This window comes from Frankia sp. CoBUL1, from assembly GCF_978021245.1.
Map to the genome: position 1 here is coordinate 1,696 of NZ_CDXDOS010000097.1, position 10,469 is coordinate 12,164.

Annotated in this window: 9 protein-coding genes and 2 pseudogenes; 4 read left to right on the forward strand and 7 right to left on the reverse strand. The window is 70.0% G+C overall.

The window, feature by feature from the left end:
- Nucleotides 1–114: 114 nt before the first annotated feature.
- On the forward strand, nt 115–669 hold the full coding sequence (locus AC08OX_RS09375) for a Uma2 family endonuclease (protein WP_476607449.1): 555 nt from the start codon (nt 115–117) through the stop codon (nt 667–669).
- A gap of 501 nt (nt 670–1,170) precedes the next feature.
- Here AC08OX_RS09375 and AC08OX_RS09380 read toward each other — a convergent pair.
- Nucleotides 1,171–2,373 carry a universal stress protein gene (locus AC08OX_RS09380; RefSeq protein WP_476607450.1) on the reverse strand — a complete coding sequence of 401 codons (1,203 nt, stop codon included), beginning with the start codon at nt 2,371–2,373 and terminating at the stop codon, nt 1,171–1,173.
- 292 nt (nt 2,374–2,665) lie between these two features.
- On the opposite strand from AC08OX_RS09380, the gene AC08OX_RS09385 reads away from it, so the two are divergent.
- Nucleotides 2,666–3,877: a sensor domain-containing phosphodiesterase gene (locus AC08OX_RS09385; protein ID WP_476607451.1), complete on the forward strand. Its 1,212-nt coding sequence runs from the start codon at nt 2,666–2,668 to the stop codon at nt 3,875–3,877.
- A gap of 65 nt (nt 3,878–3,942) precedes the next feature.
- On the opposite strand, the gene AC08OX_RS09390 is transcribed toward AC08OX_RS09385, so the two are convergent.
- The 4 genes from AC08OX_RS09390 to lipB form a co-directional block, all read right to left on the reverse strand.
- On the reverse strand, nt 3,943–4,383 hold the full coding sequence (locus AC08OX_RS09390; RefSeq protein ID WP_476607452.1) for an ATP-binding protein: 441 nt from the start codon (nt 4,381–4,383) through the stop codon (nt 3,943–3,945).
- A 182-nt stretch (nt 4,384–4,565) separates the two neighbouring features.
- Nucleotides 4,566–5,201: an alpha-ketoglutarate-dependent dioxygenase AlkB gene (locus tag AC08OX_RS09395; RefSeq protein WP_476607453.1), complete on the reverse strand. Its 636-nt coding sequence runs from the start codon at nt 5,199–5,201 to the stop codon at nt 4,566–4,568.
- Between the two features lie 73 nt (nt 5,202–5,274).
- Nucleotides 5,275–7,203 (reverse strand): serine/threonine-protein kinase, encoded by a 1,929-nt coding sequence (locus AC08OX_RS09400; RefSeq protein WP_476607454.1) that lies wholly within the window; start codon nt 7,201–7,203, stop codon nt 5,275–5,277.
- A gap of 285 nt (nt 7,204–7,488) precedes the next feature.
- Nucleotides 7,489–8,286, reverse strand: a complete 798-nt coding sequence (gene lipB, locus AC08OX_RS09405; RefSeq protein ID WP_476607455.1) for a lipoyl(octanoyl) transferase LipB — start codon at nt 8,284–8,286, stop codon at nt 7,489–7,491.
- 93 nt (nt 8,287–8,379) lie between these two features.
- Here lipB and AC08OX_RS09410 point away from each other — a divergent pair, with 93 nt between their 5' ends.
- Nucleotides 8,380–8,793, forward strand: a complete 414-nt coding sequence (locus tag AC08OX_RS09410) for a DUF2784 domain-containing protein (RefSeq protein ID WP_011436553.1) — start codon at nt 8,380–8,382, stop codon at nt 8,791–8,793.
- Between the two features lie 165 nt (nt 8,794–8,958).
- Here AC08OX_RS09410 and AC08OX_RS09415 read toward each other — a convergent pair whose 3' ends face one another.
- Both AC08OX_RS09415 and AC08OX_RS09420 read right to left on the reverse strand, forming a co-directional pair.
- Nucleotides 8,959–9,672 (reverse strand): metal-dependent hydrolase, encoded by a 714-nt coding sequence (locus tag AC08OX_RS09415; RefSeq protein ID WP_476607456.1) that lies wholly within the window; start codon nt 9,670–9,672, stop codon nt 8,959–8,961.
- Between the two features lie 157 nt (nt 9,673–9,829).
- Nucleotides 9,830–9,943, reverse strand: a pseudogene (locus AC08OX_RS09420) (IS982 family transposase); the annotation flags it as partial.
- A gap of 65 nt (nt 9,944–10,008) precedes the next feature.
- Here AC08OX_RS09420 and AC08OX_RS09425 point away from each other — a divergent pair.
- A pseudogene (locus AC08OX_RS09425) lies at nt 10,009–10,383 on the forward strand (IS6 family transposase); the annotation flags it as partial.
- Between the last annotated feature and the right edge of the window lie 86 nt (nt 10,384–10,469).

Consider the following 10,469-nt stretch of genomic DNA (forward strand, 5'->3'; position numbering starts at 1 on the left):
GGGTGCGGGTGGGCTGCCGCGGGAGGCCGAGACGCAGAGGGTACGGCGCTACGCTGGTTCGGCGGGGATCAGGTCTGTTGGATCATCTGAAGGAGGTGCGCCATCGCTGCGGGGATGACCGCTCCCGCCTGGATGCACCAGCAGATCACGGCGGAGGAATACGACTCCTGGTCCGAGGAGCAGTGCGCGGGCATCGAGATCGTGGACGGGATGGTCGTTGTGAGCCCCAGCGCGTCCAAGCGCCACAACCGGCCGGTCAAGATCCTCGCGGTCGCGTTGGAGGCTGCTGCCGGGCCGGGCTGGAACGCGGACTTCGGCGTCGATGTTCGGCTTCAGGACGTGCCGTTGACGAATCGGCGTCCGGACGTGGCCGTGTACCGCACCGACACGATCGACATCATGCCGGCCCGTCCCGAGCATCTTCTGCTCGTCGTCGAGGTGGTCTCGCCGGGCTCTGAGACGACCGACCGGATTGTCAAGGCCGAGCAGTATGCGAAGGCTGGAATCTCGTACTACTGGCGGGTCGAGCAGCCCCCCGCCGGCGTCCCGGTCGTCTATACCTACGTCCTCGACCCGGCGACCGGAACGTACCGTGGCACTGAGGTCTTCACGGGCGCCGTCGATGCTGCCGCACCTTTCCCGGTCAAGATCGATCTCGGCCGGTTGTAGCGGCGTCTGCCGGGCGTTGCCGGGCAAGCCGGCCGGCAGGATCCCGGGGGCGCATGAGTGTTCGGCGCGGCGGTGACGCAGGGCCGGCACGCGGGCTGTTACCGGTCGCCCGCTCGCCGGGCAACCGGTATACGCCTGCGCTGGTTAAGGGCGTGTGCGTAGTGGCCGAATCCCCCCTCGGACACTCTCGTTCGTACATGATCTCTTGAGGCTGGGCTTCGGCGGTCACTCGGTGGGTTCCCGGCTCGTAGATCAGCTGGAGCCCGAGCTGGGTGTAGATCTCGGCCTTGTCAGCTGGGTCGGCCTCAGCGAGGACCGTGACGATGTCGCCCATGACGGTGACGATGTCGCTGATCTCCTGTTCAGTCATGCGCTGACGGTCGGTCGATCTCGGCCCACGACCCGAAAGCTCGCGGCTCGCGGCCCAAGAGCCCACGACCCGAGGGAAAGGGACGCACACCGGGTCGAAGGTCCGCCGCGGTGGAGTCACCACACGTCGCGCTAATCACTACACGTCGTACTGCCGGGCGTGCGGATGACCGCGACCGCGCACTGGGCGTGTGTCACACACTGTGAACTGATGGAGCCCAGCAGCAGCTCGGCAAATCCGCCGCGGCCCCGGGCTCCGATGACCAGGAGCTGCGCCCCCGCCGCGGCCCGCAGCAGGCTGGACGCGGCCGCTCCGCGGATCAGGTCCGTGCGCACATCGAGATCACCCGGCTCGGGCAGACCCACGCGCACCGCCTCGTCCAGCACGGCCCGCGCGGCGCCTTCGAGGGCGGCGTCGACGAGGGCCGTTCCGCCGGATCCCGTCGCACCGAACGCGGGACCACCGAGCGCCGACCCGCCGAGCGCCGCATCGGCGGGCTCCGGGTCACCAAATCCTGGACGATCATCGAGTACCGTGCCCCCCGATGCCGTGCCCCGAACTCCACGGCCGGCGAATCCCGGAGCGAAGCCCGTTTCGCCCGGGTCCGTCCGGATAGATCCGGTCCCGCCCGGATCCGTGTCGCCGAGCCCCGCCCCGGCCGACGCCGCACCAGCCGGCCCGGCACGAACGGCCCCGGCGCCCACCGTGGGTACCGCGCCGGCGGACCTGGCACCGCAGAGTCCCAGCCGGACAACGCACTCCGGTGACAGCGGCGCCCAGGCGTGCAGGATGCGCAGCGACGCCCGGCGCAGCGCCGCCTCCTGGGCGGCCCACCGCAGCGCGGCCAACGAGCAGGCGGACCCGTCCACCCCGACGACGACGGGCCCGCTCTCGGCCGGCTCCGCCGACCTGCCGTGGACCACGACCACCGGCGCCGACGCCCCGTACACGCACGCCATGCTGACCGAACCGGCAGGCAGGCGGCGCGGCCGGTCACGGCCGCGGGCACCGAGGACGAGCATGACCGCGCCCTCCGACTCGGTCAGTATCGTGTCCACCGGGTTCCCGTACACGGTCCGCTCGACGATCCAGGCGTCGGGCTGGGCCTCGCGGACCCGGTTGACGACGTCGTGCAGCATCCACTGGGCCGTCCAGCGGGGATGCTCCGGTGAGGTGGCGGGCGGCGGCTTCACCCGCGTGCAGAACGGGCCGGCCGCGGCCCAGACGAGCACGGCACGCACCCGCGCGCTACAGCGACGCCCCGCGCGCACGGCCCACCGCAGCGCGCGCTCGGCATCTGTCGATCCGTCGATCCCGACCACGATGTCCGCCACGCGACACCGCCTCCCCTCCGAGCATCCTCGCTCGCCGAGCAGGCATCCGTCCCGACCCCGTGTCTACTACAACACGAAGAGCCAACGGGCGCGAGGGGAGACAGACGGGAGACCGTGGATGGATCTCCCGGCAGTGGCGGACGCCGGTCATGAACAGGTCAATATCGTTCATGACCAGGTCGATATCGTTCACGAAGAACCCAATATCGGTCACGAAACGGTAACAGATCTCGGTGCCGACCAGGGTGTGCGCGGAAAACCCGAGGGAACACCAGGAGAGGAGGTGGTACGGATGTCGGTCCGTCCGACCCCCGCCTCGGTGCTCGGGCCGAAGGCCGAGGTTCCCGAGCCGGCGACGGCGGTGGTGGAGCTACTGGGGATACTGCGCCGCCATCTGGGCATGGATCTTGCCTGGCTCGGTCGCATCGAGGCGGACGTCCTCGTCGTGCAGGTCATCAACGGGGACGGCGCGTCGTTCCAGCTGGCCCCGGGCTCCACCGTTCGGCGCGAGAGCGCCCTGTTCGGACGCGTCCTGTCCGGTGAGTTTCCCACCGTCATCCCGGACACCCGAGCCGATCCGCGCATCCTGCGACTGCCCGTCGTCGACGAACTCGACGTGGGGGCCTACGCCGCCGTGCCGCTGGTCGACAGCGACGGCATCGTCTACGGCCTGGCCGGCTGTCTCGGGCACGGGCCGCATCCGCACCTGCGGCCGCGCGACGGCCGGTTCCTGCGGATGATCGCGGAGATCCTCGGCGATTCCGTGACCGACCTGCACCGGATGTGGGAGGTCCGCAGCCGCGTCTGGCGCGACGTCAGCCATGTGATCGACGGCGGGGGGCCCGCGCTCGCCTTCCAGCCGGTGCTCGACCTCGAACACGGAAAGATCATCGGAGTGGAGGCGCTGTCCCGGTTCTCGGACTACGCCCGCAGCCCGTCACAGTGGTTCACCGCGGCAGGCTCCGTCGGCCTCAACGTCGATCTCGAACTCGCCGCGGTCCGACGCGCGCTCGCCGTGCTGCCCCGGCTGCCGACGCACATGATCCTCGCGATTAACGTCTCGGCGACGACCCTCTCGGCCGGCCTGGTGGATATGATCATGAACGAGGATGCCGAACGCATCCTCGTGGAGATCACCGAGCACGAACGGATCGGCGACACTCCGGCAATCAACCGCGACATCGAGCACCTGCGCCGGCTCGGCGTCCGCATCGCCGCCGACGACGTGGGTACCGGCTATGCCGGGCTGGAACAGCTCGTCCGGCTGCGACCGGAGATCATCAAGATGGACTGCTGCCTGACCCAGGGCATCGACACCGACCCGGCCCGGCGGGCCGTGGCCGCCGGGCTGGTGCACGTCGCCAAGGAGATCGGAGGCAGCGTGGTCGCCGAGGGCATCGAGACCGCGGCCGAGCTCCAAGCCACCCGGGAGACCGCGATCCCCTACGGCCAGGGCTTCCTTCTCGGCCCGCCCACCCCCGTCCTGCCCGAGGCCGTCAGGTAAGCCCCGCCGTCAGGTAAGCCCCGGCGCGCTCGGCCGCAGTGGCGGCGGTCAACTATCGACGGCGGTCAACCATCGACGGCGGGGCTCTCCCGACGCAGCCGGAACCAGACGACCTTCCCGTCGCCGGGGATGACGTCGGCGCCCCAGGTCTCAGCGAGCTCGGCCACCAGGTGCATGCCCCGCCCGCCGAGCGAGTCGGTGTCGACCTGCTGCACCTGCGGGAGGCGGCTGTCCGGATCCTGGACGCCGACCCACACCTGGTGGTCGGTTGTCCGGATCTCCAGAACCGGCTCACCGCGGCCGTGCACGACGGCGTTGGTGACCAGTTCGCTGGCGAGCAGCACGACGATCTCGGTCAGCTCCGCCGCGAAGCCGGTGCCGGCGAGGCCCGCGGCCAGCCGGACCCGGGCCTGCCGGGGCGCGATCGGGCTGAGCGGCAGCACGAACCTGTCCAATGGCTCGCCGGGCTCGCCCGACTCGCCGGGCAGCTCCGGTTTACCCGTCATGTGAAAGACATTTCCTTGCAATCATGTGGATAAACCAGATGTCGGAGCTCAGTCCGTGACCTGCGCGAGCACCTCGTCCCAGTCCCGCAGGAAACGATCGAGACCGTACCGGGCCAGGGCCGCCCGCCGGGCCTTCTTCCCGTACGCCCGAGCGAGGTCCACCGAAGCGGGAACGGTCCAGCTCAGCGCACGCCGCGCGGGCGGAACTGAACACTGATCCGCGGCCCGACCGGCCGCGCCGTCTTGGGCACGGCATGGTCCCACGTGCGCTGGCAACTGCCTCCCATCACGAGCAGGTCGCCGTGGCCAAGGTCGTGCCGGATCGTCGGGCCGCCCCCGCCCCGCGGCCGCAGCAGCAACGCCCGCGGGGCACCCAGAACGGCGATCGCGACCATGGTGTCGCGGAACCCACCCGGCCCGACGCGATCGCCATGCCAGGCCACGCTGTCACGCCCGTCGCGATACAGGCACAGCCCGGCGGTGGCGAAGCCCTCGCCCAGCTCGGCCGCATAGTGCTCGTCGAGGACCCGCTTCGCCGCGCCGAGCGCCGGATCGGGCAGCGACGCACGCTCGTCGTAGAAGGCGAGCAGCCGGGGAATGTCGACGACCCTGTCGTACATCGTCCGCTGCTCCGCCCGCCAGGGGACACGATCGCGCAGCCGCTCGAAGAGCACGTCGGCTCCAACGATCCAGCGGGGCCGCACATCGACCCACGCACCCCGCGCGAGCCCGACTCGTCGGACGGACGTCCCGAGTGGACCGACCTCGACCGCCGGGGCGTCATCGAGCAACGAGGCCTGGAACGCCGCGATCTCCATGCTTCGACACTACCAAACACACGTTCGAAGACGGGTCTGCGACAAGCCTGCCGGCCCGAAGGCCCAAAGGCCGTCACAGGTTGACGGGCGAGTAATCGGAGCAGGAATAGACGAGGGTAGCCGGCGGGGTCCCCTCGAACCGCATCGTTCCGATGTACGTCGCCCCCGTCGGCGACTTCCGCGAGGTCTTCAGCTCCACGACAGGCCTACGGATCCCGCTTTCCAACCGAAGGCACGACGTAACCGGCACCCGGAGGTCCGCCGCTCCCGCTGCGGCGAACAACACGACCGTCCGACCGGCTCCGACGCGTACCTCCAGCACGTTCACGAAGTAGTTGTCGTCGTAAACGCTCACCGCCACCGACGGCATCGTCACCGTGCCGAGGAGCACAGCCGAGTAGTCCGCCTGGCACGAGTAGCGGAAACGGTAGCTCCCCGGCAGCGCGAGCGAGAACGTCAGTGTTCCGGAGTACCGTCCGGAGGAGCTCACCGGCACGTCGGCCTGGACGGGAAACAGCCGGAGCTCGCGAGAACCCGACGAGACCAGCACGCAGGATGTCCGCGGATCCCGCAGGTCGCTACGGCCGGTCGCGTCGAATCCGACCCGCAGCAGGAAGCCGTCCTGCCGGCTTCTGGTGAGAGTTGCGTAATAGTCGGCGCTGTACTGCGACACCCCGGGCGCGGCTGCGGAGAAGGAGGGCACGACGGTGAGCTCCTGGGACGGTCGGGGGGAGCCTGCTGCAGTGGCCGAACTCGTTCGCGCCCCGCTCCCCGCACCGCTCGCGGCACCACTCCCCGCACCGCTCGCGGCCGCGGACGGCGATACCCTCGGGACGCCGTCTTCCGGTCCGGTCGCGGCCACCGTCGCGGACGCGGTGCCGGTCAGGGACCCGTTGCCCGGATGGGCGCCGACACCACCGCGGGCGAGGAACACCCCGGCCAGGATCGCGAGGACGGCTGTCAACGTCCCGGCCACGAGCCACACCCGTCCTGAGGGACGGCCAGGCGCCCCGAGCGTCCCAGGCGCCCCAGGCGTCCCGGAGTCGGGCCACCGCGAACCGCCTGCCTCCGGCTCGCCGACAGGCGGCAGCAGGGCCGTTGCCGGTCGCGAGACCGTAGGTACCCGCGGCAACGGCGGTGTCGGTACCTGTGCCGGCGATGGTACCGGTGATGCCGGTCCCCCGGCCGCGAGGGAGGCGAGGGCGCGCGCGGCAGCCGCGGCATCCAGCCGGACTACCGGGTCCTTCTCGAGCATCGCATCCAGCACCGGCCGAAGTGGACCGGCGAGCACGGTCGGGCGCGGCGGTTCGAACAGGATCGCGCTGAGCAGCCCGGCGGTCGTGTCGGCCTGGAACGGTAACCTCCCCTCCACCATCTGGTAAAGGGTGACTCCCAGGGAGAACACGTCACTACGCCCGTCCGCGGGCTGACCGCCGAGCCGTTCGGGAGCGACATAGGCGATGGTGCCGACCACTCCGGCGGCGGTCATCCGACTGTCGTCGTTGTGCGCGGCGATACCGAAGTCGGTGACGAGTGCCCGGCCACTCTCCGCCAGCAGGATGTTGCCCGGTTTGATGTCGCGATGAACGACGCCCTTCGCGTGGGCGAAGGCGAGGGCATCGGCGACCGCCGCTCCAATCGACGCTGTCTCATCTGGCCGTAGCCCGCCCGATCCCCGCAGCCGGTCCGCTACCGACCGAGCCGGGATGATGAGGTCCATGACGATCCACGGCAGCCCGCCGTCCTCGACCACGTCATGGACGCTGACGATCCCGGGGTGACCCCGAAGGCGGGCGGCGTTCATCCCTTCCCGCCGTGCGCGGGCGATCCGTTCGGTCCACTCCCCCGGCGTCGAGTCGACGGGGATCGAGACTTCCTTGAGCGCGACGTCGACCCGCAGCATCTGGTCGGTCGCCCGCCAGACGGCCCCCATCCCGCCAGCCCCGAGGCGGTCCTGGAGTCGGTAACGGCCGGCGACGACCAGTCCCGCATGGCCTACCACGGTTCTCCCCGATCCTCCCCGTCCGTGCCGTCCGTTCTGGACGGCTACTTTAGTGAGGGTTCCGTGGATGTCTCCCCGCCGGCCCGGTCGGCCCGGTCGGCCTGATCCCGACTTACCAGGCCGCCGATCGCGCACTCGTCGTGGGGCCGCCGAATTCAGGGGAGGAAATAACGGTCCAGGGGCCACCGACCGTACTCAGGTCCCCCGAACTCAGGTCCCCCGAACTCAGGTTCGACCGGCTCGGGTCCCCCGCACTCAGGTTCGACCGGCTCGGGTCCCCCGCACTCAGGTTCGACCGGCTCGGGTCCCCGTGCCCAGATCCCCCGAGCTCAGGTTCGGCGCCGGGGGGTGCGGGGCGTTGCGTGCGCCGAGCATCTCGGCGGTGATCTCGCGGACCTCGGCCATTCTCGGGACGGCGCGCCCCGCGTCGGTCAGCTCCCGCTGCACGGAGGTCATCTCCACCTCGGGCATGCCGCAGGGCGTCGCCCAGGTCCATGGCCGCATGTCGCAGTCGACGTTGAGCGCGAATCCGTGGCTGGTCACCTTGCGCGTGCACCGCAGGCCGATGGACGCGATCTTCCGGTTGGTCCGGCGGGTCCAGACGCCCGTGAGCTCGACGGAGCCGGGCGGGGTGTCCCGCCGCTCGGCCGGAATGCCGAGCGCCTCGACCGTGTCCACCAACCGGGCCTCCAACAGCCGCAGGAACGGCACCACCGCGTTCATCGCGCCGATATGACACATCACGTAGCCCACCAGCTGGCCGGGGGCGTGGTACGTCAGCAGCCCACCCCGGTTGGTCTCGTGAACCGGGATGCCCAGCCCCGCGAGCGGGCGGTGCTCGGGCGGGGTCCGCTTGCCGACGGTGTAGACCGGCGGATGCGACAGGAACCACAGCGTGTCCGGCCGCACGCCGTCGATCCGTTCCCGCACCATCACCCGCATCCGTGCCATGGCAACCTCGTAGTCGACAAGATCGTCGTCGAGGCGCAGCAGGATCTCAGGCCAGGTCACCGGGCCCGGGACCGGGCCGCCGTCCACCCCGTCGACGGCGTCCACCCGGTCGATAGCATTCGCGGGGTTCACGGCATTCACCTCTCCACCGTATGCCCGGGTTCCGGCGGTCCGGGCCGAGATGATCCCGCGCGGTCGGCGTACCGTGGCCCACAGGGAGCAGCGATGACGTACGACATTCTCGCCGACCTCGTCGTGGTGGCCCACCTGCTCGGGATCGCGTTCATCATCTTCGGTGGGCTGCTGGTCCGGCGGCGGCGTTGGCTGCTCTGGCTGCATGTGCCCGCCGTCATCTGGGGCGTAACGATCATCACGATCGGGTTCACCTGTCCGCTGACCCCGCTGGAGAAGTATCTGCGACGGCTCGATGGTCAACCGGCCTACCAGGGCGGTTTCATCGATCATTACCTTGCGGGCGTCCTCTACCCGGACGATCTCACCTGGCTCGTCCGCTCGCTGGCCGCGCTGATCGTGGTCGTTGCCTACGTGCGCGTCTGCCTGGACCTGCACCGACGACGGTCCCGACCGACGGTGGACACCGGACCGGATCCGGCATCATCCGACCCCGGCCAGCGATGACCGTGATGACCGGCGGTGGGTCAGGCCGAGGCCGGCTACGACGTCACAGCACTGCGACACCACGGCACTACGACACCGCCACCGGCGCACCCCGAAATACCCCAGCGGGCACACCGCCTACGCTGGCGCCGCCCAGCCGGTGTTCGCGGGGCGGCACCGGGTGTCTCAACCGGCGGTGAACCAGTGGGACACGGCGTCGCCCGTCACGACTCGCACGGTCAGGATTACCGCGGCGACCGCGAGAAGCGGAACGACGACCCAGTGTTCGATCCTGCCGTCCGTCCGGGGAACCAGGACTGTCTCCATCCGCCAGGTGACCGGCCAGAGAAGAGGGCAGCCGCGCGGGGTCAGGCAGTCCCCGGCCAGGTGGGCGAGACAGCCCAGGGTGACCGCGTAGCCGGCGAAGCTCATGTCAATGCCGTGCATGAGAAAGACAGCGACCCCGGCGGTCACGCAGTCCATAACGGACGACCAGTGCTCGTGCTTCTCGAAGTCCAGGCCGAGCCCACGTAACCCGAAGCCCACGAGGACGAACAACGCGGCCCACCACCCATACTCGAAACGGGCAGCCAGCAGGCCCATGGCCACACCCATGCCGAGCGCGAAGAGGATCGAGTGGGTGGCGTGCCGGTGGCCACCGGCGGCCCTGCTGATCCACCTGCACATAACCCGGGTGACCGGCCCGAAGGTGTTGGCGATCCGACCGTGGGGATGGTCGATGTCGGGCAGAAGCGCCGCGCCCGCGGATACCACCGCGCCGGCGATCACCTGGGACGAGGACAAGGACACCGCGTGCGGGCCCAACCACTGCTCCCGGGACAGCAGGGGTGCGACGGCCAGCCAGACCACCGCCCCGCTCAGGGCGTGGGTCCGTCCCATCATGGCAGCTCAACCTCAATGATCAGCATCGTCAGACTGTATCCAGCCGATCCAGCCGCCGCGCGCCGAGCGACGTTCGGCTGTCCCGTGGCAAGCGGGCCCCGCGTGTGGTCCTAGACGAGTGATTCCTGAGGGCTAGACGAGTGATTCCTGAGGGTCAGTGATCGTAGGCGATCACTGAGCGGATCACGGGCGCGCCGGTCTTGTGGTTGTGCCAGAGCCCAGCGGCCATGGCCATGATCCGCTGGGCGACCCGGATCGCGATGCCCTCGTAGGGGCTCTGTTGCATCGACGGAGTCCGCTGTCCCGCGGCCGCCGATCGGTCATGATCGAGTGATGCGTCGACGGTGTGCCTGTCCACCGGTCCCGACATCGGAGTTCGCGGGGTTTCGGCCCCCACCCGAGGTGATCATCATCGCTGTCCGCTGGCACCTACGATACGCCCTGTCCTACCGGGATGTCGAGGAGCCGCTCGCCGAACACGGCCTCGACGTTGATCACGTCACGGTCTACCGGTGGGTGCGGCGCTTCACGCCCTTGCTGGTCGAGGCGGCTCGTCCGTGTCGGCACCGGCCCGGGGACAGGTGGTTCGTCGGTGAGACGTACGTGAAGGTCGCGGGCCGGTGGACGTATCTGTACCGGGCCGTTGACCAGCATGGCCAGGTCATCGACGTCCTCGCCAGCACCCGACGCGACCAGCTCGCTGCCCGGTGTTGAACGGCGCTCTCGATGCCCACGGGTGGGGCGCGGGGCGGCGGTGACGGTGCCGATGGCGGTGGGTTGACGTTGGGTGGGGG